Annotated in this window: 17 protein-coding genes; 15 read left to right on the forward strand and 2 right to left on the reverse strand. The window is 41.3% G+C overall.

The window, feature by feature from the left end; all coding sequences use genetic code 11:
- Position 1: 1 nt before the first annotated feature.
- Genes JIG37_RS19580 through JIG37_RS19605 form a run of 6 tightly spaced genes read left to right on the forward strand, consistent with a single transcriptional unit; the run spans position 2 to position 5,258 of the window.
- Positions 2–1,366, forward strand: a complete 1,365-nt coding sequence (locus tag JIG37_RS19580; protein WP_054551559.1) for a MotA/TolQ/ExbB proton channel family protein — start codon at positions 2–4, stop codon at positions 1,364–1,366.
- Positions 1,366–1,890 carry a MotA/TolQ/ExbB proton channel family protein gene (locus tag JIG37_RS19585; RefSeq protein WP_054551558.1) on the forward strand — a complete coding sequence of 175 codons (525 nt, stop codon included), beginning with the start codon at positions 1,366–1,368 and terminating at the stop codon, positions 1,888–1,890. The genes JIG37_RS19580 and JIG37_RS19585 overlap by 1 nt, the downstream gene beginning before the upstream one ends.
- Before the next feature lie 14 nt (positions 1,891–1,904).
- Positions 1,905–2,309 carry a biopolymer transporter ExbD gene (locus JIG37_RS19590; RefSeq protein ID WP_054551557.1) on the forward strand — a complete coding sequence of 135 codons (405 nt, stop codon included), beginning with the start codon at positions 1,905–1,907 and terminating at the stop codon, positions 2,307–2,309.
- Complete coding sequence (locus tag JIG37_RS19595; protein ID WP_054551556.1) at positions 2,309–2,926, forward strand: energy transducer TonB; 618 nt, start codon at positions 2,309–2,311, stop codon at positions 2,924–2,926. The genes JIG37_RS19590 and JIG37_RS19595 overlap by 1 nt, the downstream gene beginning before the upstream one ends.
- 11 nt (positions 2,927–2,937) lie before the next feature.
- Positions 2,938–4,197 (forward strand): tetratricopeptide repeat protein, encoded by a 1,260-nt coding sequence (locus JIG37_RS19600; RefSeq protein ID WP_054551555.1) that lies wholly within the window; start codon positions 2,938–2,940, stop codon positions 4,195–4,197.
- A gap of 56 nt (positions 4,198–4,253) precedes the next feature.
- Positions 4,254–5,258, forward strand: a complete 1,005-nt coding sequence (locus tag JIG37_RS19605) for a hypothetical protein (RefSeq protein ID WP_199530114.1) — start codon at positions 4,254–4,256, stop codon at positions 5,256–5,258.
- A gap of 14 nt (positions 5,259–5,272) precedes the next feature.
- On the opposite strand, the gene JIG37_RS19610 is transcribed toward JIG37_RS19605, so the two are convergent.
- Complete coding sequence (locus JIG37_RS19610; protein ID WP_054551553.1) at positions 5,273–5,608, reverse strand: TraR/DksA C4-type zinc finger protein; 336 nt, start codon at positions 5,606–5,608, stop codon at positions 5,273–5,275.
- A 51-nt stretch (positions 5,609–5,659) separates the two neighbouring features.
- A complete protein-coding gene (locus JIG37_RS19615) occupies positions 5,660–6,637 on the reverse strand; it encodes a tRNA-dihydrouridine synthase (RefSeq protein WP_199530115.1) in 978 nt (325 codons plus the stop codon).
- Positions 6,638–6,810: 173 nt separating this feature from the next.
- Between JIG37_RS19615 and JIG37_RS19620 the strand changes: the two genes are divergently transcribed.
- The 9 genes from JIG37_RS19620 (at position 6,811) to JIG37_RS19655 (ending at position 14,277) form a co-directional block, all read left to right on the forward strand.
- A complete protein-coding gene (locus JIG37_RS19620) occupies positions 6,811–7,299 on the forward strand; it encodes a hypothetical protein (RefSeq protein ID WP_199530116.1) in 489 nt (162 codons plus the stop codon).
- Positions 7,300–7,353: 54 nt separating this feature from the next.
- Complete coding sequence (locus tag JIG37_RS19625) at positions 7,354–8,217, forward strand: DUF692 domain-containing protein (RefSeq protein ID WP_199530117.1); 864 nt, start codon at positions 7,354–7,356, stop codon at positions 8,215–8,217.
- Positions 8,210–8,968 carry a putative DNA-binding domain-containing protein gene (locus JIG37_RS19630; protein WP_268795021.1) on the forward strand — a complete coding sequence of 253 codons (759 nt, stop codon included), beginning with the start codon at positions 8,210–8,212 and terminating at the stop codon, positions 8,966–8,968. The genes JIG37_RS19625 and JIG37_RS19630 overlap by 8 nt, the downstream gene beginning before the upstream one ends.
- 85 nt (positions 8,969–9,053) lie before the next feature.
- Positions 9,054–9,176, forward strand: coding sequence for a hypothetical protein (locus JIG37_RS22890; RefSeq protein WP_254907726.1), 123 nt, complete (start codon positions 9,054–9,056; stop codon positions 9,174–9,176).
- Between the two features lie 161 nt (positions 9,177–9,337).
- Positions 9,338–9,883 (forward strand): adenine phosphoribosyltransferase, encoded by a 546-nt coding sequence (gene apt, locus JIG37_RS19635; protein ID WP_054551549.1) that lies wholly within the window; start codon positions 9,338–9,340, stop codon positions 9,881–9,883.
- Between the two features lie 3 nt (positions 9,884–9,886).
- Positions 9,887–12,325, forward strand: coding sequence for a DNA polymerase III subunit gamma/tau (gene dnaX, locus JIG37_RS19640; RefSeq protein ID WP_199530118.1), 2,439 nt, complete (start codon positions 9,887–9,889; stop codon positions 12,323–12,325).
- Between the two features lie 59 nt (positions 12,326–12,384).
- Positions 12,385–12,711: a YbaB/EbfC family nucleoid-associated protein gene (locus tag JIG37_RS19645; RefSeq protein ID WP_054551547.1), complete on the forward strand. Its 327-nt coding sequence runs from the start codon at positions 12,385–12,387 to the stop codon at positions 12,709–12,711.
- 10 nt (positions 12,712–12,721) lie between these two features.
- Positions 12,722–13,330 (forward strand): recombination mediator RecR, encoded by a 609-nt coding sequence (gene recR / locus JIG37_RS19650; RefSeq protein WP_054551546.1) that lies wholly within the window; start codon positions 12,722–12,724, stop codon positions 13,328–13,330.
- A gap of 134 nt (positions 13,331–13,464) precedes the next feature.
- Complete coding sequence (locus JIG37_RS19655) at positions 13,465–14,277, forward strand: hypothetical protein (protein ID WP_138616005.1); 813 nt, start codon at positions 13,465–13,467, stop codon at positions 14,275–14,277.
- The last annotated feature ends 214 nt before the right edge of the window (positions 14,278–14,491 follow it).

Genomic DNA, 14,491 nt, shown 5'->3' on the forward strand with positions numbered 1-14,491 from the left:
AATGAAGAAACTATTTAAAGGTTTTGCTGTTGCAGCAGTACTATCTGTTTCTGCAGGTACCGCGCTTAATGCACACGCAAACACTGATGCTTTAGACAAAATTCTTGAGCAAGTTAAGCAAGAACGTATCTCTGAAGGCAAATTAAATAAGCAACGTGAACAAGAGTTCCTTTCAGCTCGTGCTGACAAGCAAGCGTTACTTAACAAAGCTAAAAGCGACCTAGCTGCTGAAAAAGCACGTGGTGACCGTTTAGCTAAAGAATATGCTCAAAACGAAAATACTTTAGCAGAAAAAGAGCAAGCTCTTTTAAATGCTCAAGGTACTTTAGGTGAGATGTTCGGTGTTGTACGTCGTGCAGCTGCTGATGCAATCGGTTCAATCGAAGCATCACTTGTTTCTGCTGAAAAACCAGGACGTGCTGAAGTACTTCGCTCACTAGCTGCTGCGAAAGAACTTCCAACTGTTCGTGAACTAGAAGAGCTTTGGATTTCTCTTCAAACTGAAATGACTGAGTCTGCTAAAGTTTCAACTTTCGAAACTGAAGTTGCAGGTCTTGACGGTTCATCTTCTGTGAAGAAAGTAACGCGTATCGGTAACTTCAACTTAGTAACTGACGACGGTTATTTAATCTACTCTCCAGAAACTAAAGCGATTCAACCTCTAGGTAAGCAACCTGATAGCTACATCCTAGCGGGTATCAGCGATTTAGAAGGTACTTCTGCAGATAACTACGCTGGCGTATACATCGACCCGACTCGTGGCGCGATCTTACGTATCAACACGCAGAAGAAATCACTAATGGAATACTACGAGCAAGGTGCTGAAGTAGGTTACATCATCACACTATTATTAGTTGTTGGTCTACTTATCTTCATCGTTCGTTTCATTGATCTTGCGCTTACTAGCACTAAGATTAAGAGCCAGCTTAAGAACCTTTCTACTCCGAATACAAACAACCCACTGGGTCGTATTCTTAAGGTTTACGCTGACAACAAGAATCAAGACGTTGAAAACCTTGAGCTTAAACTTGACGAAGCAATCCTACGTGAAACGCCTCGCATCGAAGCTGGTATCAACATCATCAAGATCTTGGCAGCAATCGCTCCATTACTAGGTCTACTAGGTACGGTAATCGGTATGATCCTTACGTTCCAAACAATCACATTGTTCGGTACAGGTGATCCGAAGATCATGGCTGGTAATATCTCTCTAGCACTTGTAACTACAGCGTTAGGTCTAATTGCAGCTCTACCACTTATCCTACTTCACTCAATTGTTGCGGGTCGTAGTAAGTCGGTTCTACATGTCCTTGATGAGCAAAGCGCTGGTATTATCGCTGCTCACGCGGAGAAGGAGAAAGCCTAATGCTAGTCCTGATGGAGATCTGGGAATCTATCAGGGATTTTGTTGGCACAGGCGGCCAGGTATTATACGTGGTCGCGATAGCACTCTTTCTTATGTGGGTTTTAATGATTGAGCGCTATTGGTTCCTACTAGCTGAGTTTCCTCGTATGACGAAGAACATTGTAGCTCAGTGGGATGCCCGCCAAGACACTACGTCTTGGTACGCACACAGAATCCGTGAAGCATGGATTTCTGAAGCGTCTGAAAAATTAGATCAGCGTATGTTGTTGATTAAGACATTAGTAGCTGTTTGTCCTTTAATCGGCTTATTAGGTACTGTAACGGGTATGATCGCGGTTTTCGAAACCATGGCTACTCAAGGTACTGGTAACGCACGTTTAATGGCATCAGGTATTTCAATGGCAACAATCCCAACAATGGCTGGAATGGTTGCGGCACTATCTGGAGTATTCTTTAGCTCACGTCTTGAAGCGAGAGCGAGAATGGCGAAAGCTAAACTTGTAGATAGCATGCCTCATCACTAGAGAGAGAATTAAATATGGCACGTAAACAACGTTTTCGTGAAGAAGAAGAAGCAGCGGTTGACATGACGCCAATGCTTGACATCGTATTTATCATGCTTATTTTCTTTATCGTAACTACATCGTTCGTTAAAGAGGCTGGTATCGAAGTCAATAAACCTAAAGCAGCTGCAGCTACGAAGCAGAAAAATGCAAACATTTTTGTTGCTATCCGCGCTGACGGTGCGATCTGGATTGATAAACAACAAGTAGACGTTGAGCGTGTATCAGCTAAACTTGAAAGTTTATTAGCAGAACAACCTACTGAAGTTGTAATTTTGCAAGCTGATAAAGAAGCAAAACACGGCGTAGTAGTTAAAGTTATGGACCAGATCAAAGCGACGGGTGATAACCTTAAAATTTCAATAGCTGGAGATCAGTAATGATTCGTTTTCTGTTTTCACTGATTGCAGGTGGGGCAGTTACTTTCGGCTTGTTCTACTTCATGGCGTACCTCATCTCCGGTGGAGCTGACCGTGCGACTGAACAAAAAGAACAGATCGTAGTCGAAATTATGACGAATCCGCCTGAATCTAAGGTGCAGGAGAGGAAGCGTGTTCCGCCTCCGCCTCCGCCACCGCCAAAGCAGCCGCCTAAACCGCAGCCGCCTCAGCCGGAAAACAGCAACCCTAACACTGGTGGTTTGTCATTTAATATGCCAAGCATCGATGTGGGTAGCACAGCTGGTGGCCTAAGTGGTCCAGGTGCATTTGGACGTGATGGTGACGCGACACCTATCGTTCGTATTGAACCAAAATACCCTACGCAAGCAGCGCGTGATGGTAAAGAAGGTTGGGTACAACTTTCATTCACTATCAATGAAGTGGGTGGTGTAGAAGATGTTGAAGTGATCGACGCCGATCCTAAACGTATCTTCGACCGCGAAGCTAAACGTGCGCTACGTAAGTGGAAGTACCGTCCGAAAATCATTGACGGCAAACCACAGAAGCAATTTGGTCTTCAAGTACAACTAGACTTTAAACTTAACCAAGGTAACTAAGGAGGCGAGTAATGAGAAATTTATCTAAAGTAACTGCACTTGCGCTTCTTATGTCTCTATCAGGTGTAGCTTTCACTGCACCTGCTTTAGCAGCGCCAGATTACGCGAAGATTGAAGCGCGTAAAAAAGCAAAAACTAAAGTAATGGGCGAGCGCGTTGGTAAAAAAGTTATTAAAGCGTTTGATTTGTACAATGAAGAGAAGCTTGATGAAGCGATTGCGTTACTTAAAGAAATCGATCCTTCGGATGAATTTGATAAGGCAACAGTCGATCGTTACTTAGGTCAAATGTACGCTCAAAAAGAGCAGTATCAATTGGCTATCAAGCATATCGCAGCGGCAGTTCAGCCTGACGTTTTAAATTTTGCTGACCAAGAGCAAGGCTTAAAACTTCTAGGTGATATGTACGCGGGTACTGAGCAATATGCAAAAGCGAAAGAAGCTTATGCAGCTTGGATGGACTTCACAGGTGAGGAAGACGACAAGGTTTATACACGTATTGCGCAAGCAAACTACGAGTTAAAACTTTTCAAAGACGTACTTCCTGCTGCAAACAAAGCAATTGAATTGGCAAAAGAACCTGCAAAGGCTGCTTACCAATTAAAGCTAGCTGCCTATTTTGAACTTAAACAGTACAAAAATATGGTAGGTGTTGCTGAAGAAATTGTTCGTGTTTGGCCTGAAGACAAAAAAGCCTGGGTTGGTTTAGGTAAATACTACCTTCAAACCGAAGACTTCAAGAAAGGTCTAGCGACCATGGAAGTTGCCTATAAAAATGGCTATTTTGAAAACGAAGTTGAATACAAAGTACTTTCTAACTTTTATTCGTTAAATGATATCCCTTACAAAGCAGCAGTTGTGCTTGAAAAGGCAATCAACGAAGAAAAAGTTAAGCGTAACAAGCAAAATATCAGTGCAGTGGCATCTAACTACCACCGTTCTAAAGATATTGAAAAAGCAGCTAAATACTATGAAGAAGCGGCTAAATTTGATGATGATGCTGAGCTTTACCGCAAAGCGGGTTCATTACTTTTACAATCGCAAAATTATAGTGCAGCCGTTGTTCGTTTGAACAAGGCAATAGAGTTAGGTTCTGACAAAAAAGGAACTATTTACTCTGATTTAGCTGAAGCTTATTACTACCAAGAGAAGTATAAGCAAGCTTATAACGCTATCACTAAAGCAATGGACGATCCGCGCACTCGCAAGTTTGCGAAGAGCTGGTCGACCTTCATCAAAGATAAAGCCGCTCGTAACGGTGTAAAAATCTAATTGATGTTGTTTTAAATTAAAAAGCCCCTCTGGGGCTTTTTTTATGGAATTTTAAAATGCTAAGACAGATCGTATTATTAGTTGTCGCAAGTGTGATGCTGATAGCTTGCTCTGAGCAAACATCAGGTTTCAAAACATTTAGTGAAGGGCAGCAAGCGCTGCAAACTATTAATAATTTATTATCGACTCAAGAACAGCAAAGTGAAGCTGCTAGCTGGCCTTTCTCAGAAAGTTATTTGCAAGCACGTCATCAGGCTTATCAAGGACTAAAAACGACGACGTTAGATGTGTCACAACAGGCGCAATTGAACTATTTAATCATTGCTGAGCGTTATCCCGAACGTTACTTTGTGTGGCCTGTACAACGTGATGTTATTAGCCAAGCTCGTTTAGTAGGTGACTATTCAGTAAATGAATTAGCTAACTGGCTAGAGTTAGTTGAAACGCAGTTAATTGCAGCTGAGCAAAGCAATCTGAAATTAAATAAAATCGAATTAACGCTTTTACATAATATGGTCAAATCGCACCTTGATAATAGCGATGACAGTGTACAAGCAGCACTAAACAAACTTAATCAATATTTAACTCAATATAAACCGCGTACAAAACTTGGTTTAGTCGGTTTGGCAAATGGTAAAGATTGGTATCAAAGTAAACTTAATTACTTTAGTGGTGAGACTAAGCCGCCTTTAACTTGGTTAAGTGAAATCCAGGCTTCGTTAAAGCAATCGCAGAATGCAGATTTTGTATTACTTGTATCAGACTCTCACGCTAAACCATTAGTAATGAACTATTTTGTAGAAAGTCATCAGCACACAGGTCTTGATTGGCAACTTGATTATCTCGACCCGCTCAAAAGTAAGCGTAAATTAACACAAGATGAGCAATACTTCTGGCAAGTTATGATGGAAACCGACTTAGGAATTCATTATCACACATGGAGTGAACAGCAAGCACGTGTTAGTTTGATGAAGCGTCTAGGGGTAAATCAGCAACAAGCTGATTGGTTAATTGAGGATATCGTGCTTTATCCTGCGATGAGCTTTATTTTTATAAATTAGTACAGCGCTGCGCTCTATGGAGCGCATCGCCGACAGCGTTGGCTTGCAGGATCTGCAAGTAAACGTTCGTCATCAATTTTTTCTTCACAATCACAGCAATAGCCATACTGCCCAATATCGATTTGGCATAGTGCTGCTTCTAACTTTTCTATTCGAGCAATCAATATTTGATACTCAGAACCGAGATTATTTGCTGTCAGCTCTAACCAGTCTGAAGGGGGATGATCCTTGAGTTGCGATAGCAGTTGCTGATGATAGGCTTGATCAGAATTAGCCAGCATATCCAGTAAACGTTGTCGAACCTGCGCAAGTTCCGCAGATAACTTTGTTTGAATTTCAGTATTGTTCATCGCTTTTCTTCCAAGTGGGCAATACTGATATTATCAAACAAAATCGATTTGCTAATTATGATTTGTATCAATACTCGGCGCTTTCGCGTACTTTCTTAGTACATCTGCAACTTCGTCTTTGGCTTTTAGGCGGCGGATCTCATCAAAAAGTGCGTTAGCTTGAGGATATTGGCGTTTTAAATAGCCGAGCCATTGCTTAGTACGAGAAGCAAAATACTTTTCACATTTGCTCTCGTCTTGGTGCATAGATGAATGAATAATGTGGTATATCACATGCTCCCATAACATCGGAGTGTAATGCTCGTTTTCTGCATGAGATTTTATTTGTTTTGCTAAATCAGGCATCGCTAATGCACCACGACCAAGCATTAAATCTTGGCAATGACTGCGCTTTTGACAAAGCATGGCATCTTCAACTTGCCAAATTTCGCCATTAGCAACGACCGAAATATTTTTATCTTTGATTAACGGGGGGATTTTTTCCCAGTATGCCGGAGGGTTGTAACCATCTCTTTTAGTTCTGGCATGAATAGCAAGACTTGAAGCACCCGCGCTAACAACAGCATCAACAATTTCTTGGCTATTACTATCATCATCAAAACCAAGCCTAATTTTGGCACTAACTTCATGGCAAGGATCAACAGCATCACGTACGGCTTTAATAATTTCGTACATGTGCTCAGGGTCTTTTAACAGTACTGCACCACCTTTACTTTTGTTCACTGTTTTAGCTGGGCAACCAAAATTTAAGTCAATGCCATGGGAGCCTAGGAGTATTGCTTTGACGGCATTTGCTGCCAAAGCATGAGCAACTTGACCTAGCAACTGAATACGCACTGGCGTACCTGCACGGGTATAGCCACCTGTTTTTAGCTCAGGACAATAGCGATGAAACACGCGTTCGGGCAGTGTGTCTTCAACGACACGAACAAACTCTGTTACGCATAAATCAAATCCACCTAAATCAGTTAAGAGTTGTCGCATTTTAAAATCCACAACGCCTTCCATCGGTGCTAAAACTAGTCGCATGATACCTGTTAACTCATCAAAAATTAGGACGCGTATTCTAGCTTTTCTGGATTGTTTTATAAATCGTAATTTGCATTCTTGGCACTTTCAGAAAATAATTATAAAAATTTTGAAAGTAATTTTTAGTTCTCGGGTCTTGTTTAATAACCCTTTATAAAAAAGAGAGTCATCGAATGAACACAGTTAAGAAAAATTCAATTGCATTAACATTAGGTGCGGTTGTAGTAGGTGCGTCAAGTTTTGTAGCAACTGATGCGAGTGCAAACCCATTTGAATTTCAGCAAATGCAAGCAGGCTATCAACTAGATGCCGCAGAAGGTAAATGCGGTGAAGGTAAATGTGGCGGCGATAAAAAAGCTGAAAAAGAAGGCAAGTGCGGTGAAGGTAAGTGCGGCGGCGACAAAAAAGCAGCCAAAGAAGGCAAGTGCGGCGAAGGTAAATGCGGCGGCGATAAAAAAGCAGCCAAAGAAGGTAAGTGTGGCGAAGGTAAATGCGGCGCAGACAAAAAAGCAGCCAAAGAAGGTAAGTGTGGCGAAGGTAAATGCGGCGCAGACAAAAAAGCAGCCAAAGAAGGTAAGTGCGGCGAAGGTAAATGTGGCGCAGACAAAAAGAAAGCTAAAGAAGGTAAGTGTGGCGAAGGTAAATGTGGTTCTAATCACTAAGCGCTCATTTAGCTTTTAAAAGGGCCGTAAAGGCCCTTTTTAGTAGGAGGTAGTATGTTAAATGAATCAGTAGCTGATTTTGGGCTGATTGGCTTAGGTTTGCGCCGAGAAATGCTTGATGAAATGCTCATTGATGTTCCTAAACCTATTGAGTTTTTAGAAGTTGCACCTGAAAACTGGCTAAAGCTTGGGGGGCGTTTTGGTAAACAATTTAAACAGCTTACCGAACAACATGCCTTTGTTTGCCATGGTTTATCGTTATCGATTGGCTCACCAGCAGCGCTTGATATTGAATTTGTGCAATCGCTTAAAACCTTCTTTAAAGAGCATAATATTCGTTTATTCAGCGAGCACTTAAGTTACTGCTCGGGCGAAGGACATATGTACGATTTAATGCCTATACCATTTACTGAAGATGCTATTAAGCATGTTGCTTCTCGTATTAGGCAAGTACAAGATATTTTAGAACAGCCAATTGCTATTGAAAACGTGTCTTACTATGGCGCCCCTGGTCAACATATGACAGAACTTGAATTTACTAATGCTGTTTTAGAAGAAGCTGATTGTAAACTGCTGCTCGACGTGAATAATATTTACGTTAATTCGATTAATCATGGTTATAACGCTGAGCAATTCCTAGCTGAATTACCAACAAAACGGATTGCCTATGGGCATGTTGCGGGCCATTACACTGAGGCTGAAGATCTACTGGTTGATACCCATGGTGCGGCAGTTATCGATCCTGTTTGGCAATTGCTTGAAAAAGCTTATGAAGTTCATGGCGTATTTCCCACCTTATTAGAGCGTGATTTTAATATTCCGCCGATGAGTGAGTTGTTAACCGAGCTAAAAACTATTGAAGCACTGCAGCAAACAGCGAGCAAGCAAAACCAAGCAAGGGTGAAACACAGTGCCTGAACATTTTACTCAAGTACAGCAAGCGTTTATGGCGCATATCCGCGACCCTCAACAACATGCTAAGCCTAGCGATGTTGAAGAGCGCCGGATGGCGATTTACCGCGACTTATTTTTTAATAATGTGGATGGGTTTGTCAGCTCTGCGTATCCAGTATTAAAAAGTTTATATTCAGAGCAAGCTTGGCATGCCCTCGTTAGGCAGTTTTTTAGCCAGCATGATTGTAAATCACCTTATTTTTTAGATATTGCAGGGGAGTTTCTGGCTTTTCTTGCTAATGACTATGAAGTGCAAAGCGATGATCCCGCGTTTATGTTAGAGCTAGCGCACTATGAATGGGTTGAGCTTGATGTATCGGTTGCTCAAGAGGTGGCAGAAGAAGTCAGTTTATCGGCTCATCAAGTGACAAGCTCTGCATTATTCTTAAGTTCACTTGCCCGTAATTTGAGTTACAGTTTTCCTGTTCATACCATCAGTGCAGATAATCAACCAAGTGAACCGGCAGCACAACCCAGTTACTTTGTGGTTTATCGTGATAGCGATGACGAAGTACAATTTTTATCGACAAATGCGATGACCGCATTACTTCTTAATATTATTGAATCTCAGCCGGGTGCAGATTTAAATGATGTATGCCAAGCAGTTGCAGAGCATGCGCCTCAATTTAGCCAAGAGCAGCTGTATCAGGGAGCGCTCAATACCTTAAGTGCAATGGCAGAACGCGGCATTGTGGTTTCTAATACCTTGGTTTAAAAATCAGCTAAAAGTCTTTATTGATGTATTTAGTTCGACTATTATGAGCGCCTTATTTTGTCGTGCTTAAATAAAGGTAGTAATTATGTCGAATGATAAAGACTTTAAAGATCCGTTCAATGCAACTTATTTCATTGCGTTTTTAGCTGTATTCGGTGGCATTGGCTGTCTAAACGCTATTCTTGGTTGGATCACTTCTTTATCTTAATCTGCGTAAGCAAATTAAAGACAATAGGCTGCATTATGCAGCCTTTTTTATAGCTTATATTTCTTGTTAAGTGATTAATTTCGAAACTTGCTACCGACTTTCTACTAAGGTGATGTTATACTCTCGAGCTTTGTTAGATAAACTTTTTGAGCAGTATAATTATGACTCAAGCAACTTCAACGCTCATCAAACAGAGCATTGCAACGATCGCTGATTACCCAAAGCCGGGCATTATGTTCCGCGACGTAACTACTTTAATGGCTAATGCTGACGCATTTAAAGCAACCATCGACAGCTTTATTGCAGCATATAAAGACCAAGGTTTTACAAAAATCATCGGTACTGAATCTCGTGGTTTTATCTTCGGTGCACCACTTTCTTACGCACTAGGTATTCCATTCATTCCTGTTCGTAAACCAGGCAAACTTCCTCGCGAAGTGATTTCACAAAGTTATCAATTAGAGTATGGTGAAGATATTCTTGAGCTTCATACAGACGCAATTGTCCCTGGCGATAAAGTGTTACTAGTAGATGACTTACTGGCTACAGGTGGCACAATCGAAGCAACGGCAAAATTAGTTGCTAAACTTGGCGGTAACGCAACTGATGCGGCATTTGTTGTTTCTTTACCTGAGCTGGGTGGTGAGCAACGAGTTGCTGATATGGGCATCAAAATCTTAAAGTTGGTTGAATTCGAAGGCGAATAATTAATGAGTTATCAGGTTCTAGCAAGGAAATGGCGACCACAAACCTTTCACGAGTTAGTGGGGCAGTCTCATGTTAAACAAGCATTAGTTAATGCATTAACACAAAATAGACTCCATCACGCTTATCTCTTTACTGGAACCCGTGGGGTGGGTAAAACAACCATTGCACGTATATTCGCAAAAAGTCTCAACTGCGATAAGGGTATCTCTGCTGAGCCATGCGGCCAATGTTCAAGTTGTACTGATATTGAAGCAGGCCGTTATATTGATTTATTAGAAATCGATGCGGCATCACGTACCAAAGTAGAAGATACCCGCGAAATCCTTGATAACGTTCAATACGCACCAACACGTGGTCGTTACAAGGTATACCTAATCGATGAAGTTCACATGCTGTCAAAGCACAGTTTCAATGCATTACTAAAAACATTGGAAGAGCCGCCAGAGCATGTGAAGTTTTTATTAGCGACAACCGATCCGCAGAAACTGCCAGTGACGATTTTATCGCGTTGCTTACAGTTTAATTTAAATGCTTTGTCGCAATCAGAAATTCATGATCAGCTTGCCCATGTTCTTAATCAAGAGCAGCTAAGTTTTGATGATAAATCATTGTCTATTTTAGCTAAGGCAGCCGATGGTAGTATGCGTGATGCACTGAGTCTTACAGACCAAGCAATTGCGCAAACCAATGGCAATATTAATCATCAGGCTGTGCAAACTATGCTTGGCTTGATGGATACTCAATATAGCCAAACCATGTTAGCAGCGTTACTGTGCCAAGATGGCGATGCATTACTTCAAGAAGTAAAAGCGGTCGTTAGCCGAAACCCTAACTTTGTAGCCTTGCTCGACGATTTAATTGCCCTGACGCATCTTATTCAGCTTGTGCAACTTGTGCCTAGTGCAGCGGCACTTGATGATACTAACCGAGATTTTATTGAGCAGGTGGCACAAACCACTGATGCACAGCAGATGCAGGTTTACTACCAATTGCTACTCAATGGTAAAAAAGATTTGCAGTGGGCACCCGATGCTAAACTTGGCTTTGAAATGATCATGTTGCGACTGCTTGCATTCCAACCTACGCAATTTGCACAAAGCCAAACACCAACGAATACCCAGCAACAGGTTAAGCCAAGTGGTGCCGGTGCATTGCGTGATATTTTGAAAAAATCTACGGCGCAACGTGAACAAGCAGCTTCAGAGCAAGCACCAGTTGCACATAGCTCTGCACAGACAACTGCTGTTCCTTCAGAGCCTCAGCCAACACAAGCTGAGCCTATTCAAGCAGCCAAGGCAGAAACGGCACATAGCCATGAGCCTGCCCAGCAAGTTGAAGCAACAGCAGTAGAGCAGCTTGATGTTGGTCAACAGCCTCAGCAATCAGTTGAAACTGCAATGGCCGCTGAAGTTCAACCTGCGCCACAACAGCAAGAGCCAAGCCACTCAGAGCAAGTGCCTGCAGCTGAGTACTCATCACCAGAGTATTCTTCGCAAGATTACATGGACGATAATGATGCGCAAATGGACTCATCACTTGCAGCGCAATACGATGATGTGATGAATAGCGCCTATGATCAGGGCTTTACTGCCAATGAAGCATCTGCGCCTCAGCAACAGCAAACAGCACCAGCACAATTACAACAGCAGCAAAGTCAGGCGCAATCGGCTATCGCACGTATTTTACAAGATCGCAATATTTCAGGTGCTGGGCGTTTAAGTGGTGCAGCAACGCAAACTCATGCTAAAGCAGAACCACAGCCTGAAGCTAAGCCCAAAGCAAAGCCGCCAGTGCAACAAAGCACAGCCGCGACCAACATTCAGCCTCAGCAGCAAGCAATGGCTGCTGAAGTAAAAAAGCCCATCCCCCAGCAAACGGGGGAGAGCAGTAGTAAAGTAAAAAAAGTCGACTTTCGAGAAAAGCATCAAACAATCACCGAAAACTTAGCGCCAGAGTTACTTGAGCAGATCAATCCACAAAAAGCGCCAGAGCCAGTAGTTGAAGAAGCCAGTATTCCGATACCTGATGATTTTGAAAGCCCGATCAGCAGTATTAAATTTGCACACGAACAAGACGAATGGGCGTATTTAATTAAACGCATGGGACTGGGTGGTCGCATGCGCCAATTTGCGCTGCATTCAATCTTTACCAAGCAGAATAATCAGCTGCACATTGAAGTTGATTCATCACAGCGCCATTTAGATAGCGCTGTGCTTAGACAAAAGCTCAATGCTGCATTAAGTGAAATTTACGGCCATAATGTAGAGCTTAGTATCGAGTTTGCTGATGGCGTAATTGATTCACCGTATTTGATTCAACAAAAAATTGATGCGGGACGTCATCAACAAGCGATTGATGTAATAAATAGTGATGAAAATATAGTGCAATTTCAGCAGTTGTTTAGCGCTATAATCGATGAAAACAGTATTCAGGCATTGTAATTAGTTACAATAGCCCTTATCTTCATGCCAATTAAAGTAGTTTAGAAAGAGAGACAGTTATGTTTAAAGGTGGAATGGGTAACATGATGAAGCAAGCGCAGCAAATGCAAGAGCGCATGCAAAAAGCCCAAGAAGAAATCGCAAACCTTGAAGTTGTAGGTGAAGCAGGTGCAGGCCTAGTTAAAGTAACTATGCTTGGTAACCACAATGTTCGTCGTGTTGAATTAGATGACAGCCTAATGGAAGACGACAAAGACATGATCGAAGATTTATTAGCGGCAGCGTGTAACGATGCTGTACGTCGTGTTGCTGAAGAAACACAAGAGCGCATGAGCAAAGTAACTGGCGGTATGCAATTACCACCAGGTATGAAAATGCCATTCTAAGTGATTTTGTATGCAACTATCTCCTAGTTTAACACAGCTAATTGAAGCGCTACGATGCCAGCCGGGCATAGGCCCTAAGTCGGCACAGCGGATTGCTTTTCATTTGCTTGAGCGTGACCGTCAAGGTGGTAAACAGCTTGGCCATGCATTAACCAAAGCAATGGATGAAGTAGGGCATTGTCAATCTTGTCGTACTTTTACAGAGCAAGCGGTATGCGATATTTGTTCAAGTGTTAAACGCCAAGATAGTGGTTTATTGTGTGTGGTCGAATCACCAACCGATGTACTCGCGATTGAGCAAACAGGTCAATACCAAGGTCTTTACTTTGTTTTAATGGGTCACTTGTCGCCAATTGATGGCATAGGGCCAAAAGAAATTGGCCTTGATATTCTTGAAAGCAAGTTGCAACAAGGTGGCATTAATGAGGTGATCCTCGCAACCAATCCAAGTGTTGAAGGTGAAACCACAGCCCACTACATTGCTGAGCTTTGTCATAAGTATCAGGTAGGTGCATCTCGTATTGCTCACGGTGTCCCTGTTGGTGGAGAGCTCGACTTACTCGATGGTATGACATTGATGCATGCATTTAGCGGACGACGCGCCGTAAACCAAAACTAATATCTGATATGGTATCAAAAGCCTGCTTTAAGCAGGCTTTTTTGTTTGCAGGTCGTAACTTAACTGGGTACGGTTTAATTTGTATTTTAATTGTAGTATTGTCTTATCAAATGGTTTGATAAGGATTTTAAACAATGAAAATACTGATATTACTTAGCTTCTTAATTCCATTCTCTTCAGCTGCATTTGCTACAAATACAAAATGCCATCAGGTTAATCAGAAACCTGAATTTTACAAAGAATGCCCATTAAAACTTTTGGCTACTGCTAAAAATACATTTATGGTTGAGGGTGAACATGTAAATGAAGAAAATAAATTTATCATAAAATACTTTTTCACAGTTACTACAGAGTCTAAGTCAAAAGGCGCTTGGTTAATTAGTAATAGAGAAAGTATTAAGTTAAGCAATGTTAATATTGAAGTACCACTTAAAAACTGTGTACTCAGTGAATGTAAATTTTCAGATTATATTAATTACCTAGAGGTAAATTATAGCAACTTAAAGTCATTTGAAAAATCAATAGCTAATAATATGGATAGACAAGAATTTATTAAAAAAGTTGATGGGAAGCTAGTTGAGTTAGGATCTGAGCTTACCCCTTCTGATGTGCAAACCTCGCTGGATATTTTCTTAAAAGAATCAAACAAACCAGTGTTTTTTAAGTTCCTAGACTCGCAAGGGGGTTTTACTGCCTACTTCAGGTACAATAGTGACTCTGACGGAAAAATGTATCCTTCTGAATTTATATATAAAGTTTATAGTCAAGGTGATAATACTTGGCTAGGTAACCGAAATTATGACCTTGAAGCAAGTCTTGCAATGTGGACTTTTCTAGGTCAGAAAAATTTAAGAAGAGTTAAAGAGTGTTCTCATTTGAACGTTTCTGTATTGCACTTGAATAAAGAATTACAGACCTTACCTGCTACTCAGTGCTCATATTTTTGATGCAATTGCTAATTCATAAATAGAATAAATATCAATTAGAGATCATGTTTAAGGTTGGAATCAGTGTCAAATCCTCCAATGTTAATATCTTAAATAGAATTGATAAATTTTACTCGTAACTGCCGATATGAAAGTTACTAATTAATTGGAGCAAACCGAATTTAACCTTAAATTTAAATTTTTGCCTTGAAGTTCAAAAAGCCTGCCCCATATA

Origin of the sequence: Pseudoalteromonas sp. bablab_jr010 (assembly GCF_016464105.1) — a bacterium.
Classification (GTDB): domain Bacteria; phylum Pseudomonadota; class Gammaproteobacteria; order Enterobacterales; family Alteromonadaceae; genus Pseudoalteromonas; species Pseudoalteromonas simplex.

Coding starts and splice junctions, on each gene's coding strand:
- JIG37_RS19580 (WP_054551559.1), top strand. CDS start 2: ATGAAGAAACTATTTAAAGGTTTTGCTGTTGCAGCAGTACTATCTGTT.
- JIG37_RS19585 (WP_054551558.1), top strand. CDS start 1,366: ATGCTAGTCCTGATGGAGATCTGGGAATCTATCAGGGATTTTGTTGGC.
- JIG37_RS19590 (WP_054551557.1), top strand. CDS start 1,905: ATGGCACGTAAACAACGTTTTCGTGAAGAAGAAGAAGCAGCGGTTGAC.
- JIG37_RS19595 (WP_054551556.1), top strand. CDS start 2,309: ATGATTCGTTTTCTGTTTTCACTGATTGCAGGTGGGGCAGTTACTTTC.
- JIG37_RS19600 (WP_054551555.1), top strand. CDS start 2,938: ATGAGAAATTTATCTAAAGTAACTGCACTTGCGCTTCTTATGTCTCTA.
- JIG37_RS19605 (WP_199530114.1), top strand. CDS start 4,254: ATGCTAAGACAGATCGTATTATTAGTTGTCGCAAGTGTGATGCTGATA.
- JIG37_RS19610 (WP_054551553.1), bottom strand. CDS start 5,608: ATGAACAATACTGAAATTCAAACAAAGTTATCTGCGGAACTTGCGCAG.
- JIG37_RS19615 (WP_199530115.1), bottom strand. CDS start 6,637: ATGCGACTAGTTTTAGCACCGATGGAAGGCGTTGTGGATTTTAAAATG.
- JIG37_RS19620 (WP_199530116.1), top strand. CDS start 6,811: ATGAACACAGTTAAGAAAAATTCAATTGCATTAACATTAGGTGCGGTT.
- JIG37_RS19625 (WP_199530117.1), top strand. CDS start 7,354: ATGTTAAATGAATCAGTAGCTGATTTTGGGCTGATTGGCTTAGGTTTG.
- JIG37_RS22890 (WP_254907726.1), top strand. CDS start 9,054: ATGTCGAATGATAAAGACTTTAAAGATCCGTTCAATGCAACTTATTTC.
- apt (WP_054551549.1), top strand. CDS start 9,338: ATGACTCAAGCAACTTCAACGCTCATCAAACAGAGCATTGCAACGATC.
- dnaX (WP_199530118.1), top strand. CDS start 9,887: ATGAGTTATCAGGTTCTAGCAAGGAAATGGCGACCACAAACCTTTCAC.
- JIG37_RS19645 (WP_054551547.1), top strand. CDS start 12,385: ATGTTTAAAGGTGGAATGGGTAACATGATGAAGCAAGCGCAGCAAATG.
- recR (WP_054551546.1), top strand. CDS start 12,722: ATGCAACTATCTCCTAGTTTAACACAGCTAATTGAAGCGCTACGATGC.
- JIG37_RS19655 (WP_138616005.1), top strand. CDS start 13,465: ATGAAAATACTGATATTACTTAGCTTCTTAATTCCATTCTCTTCAGCT.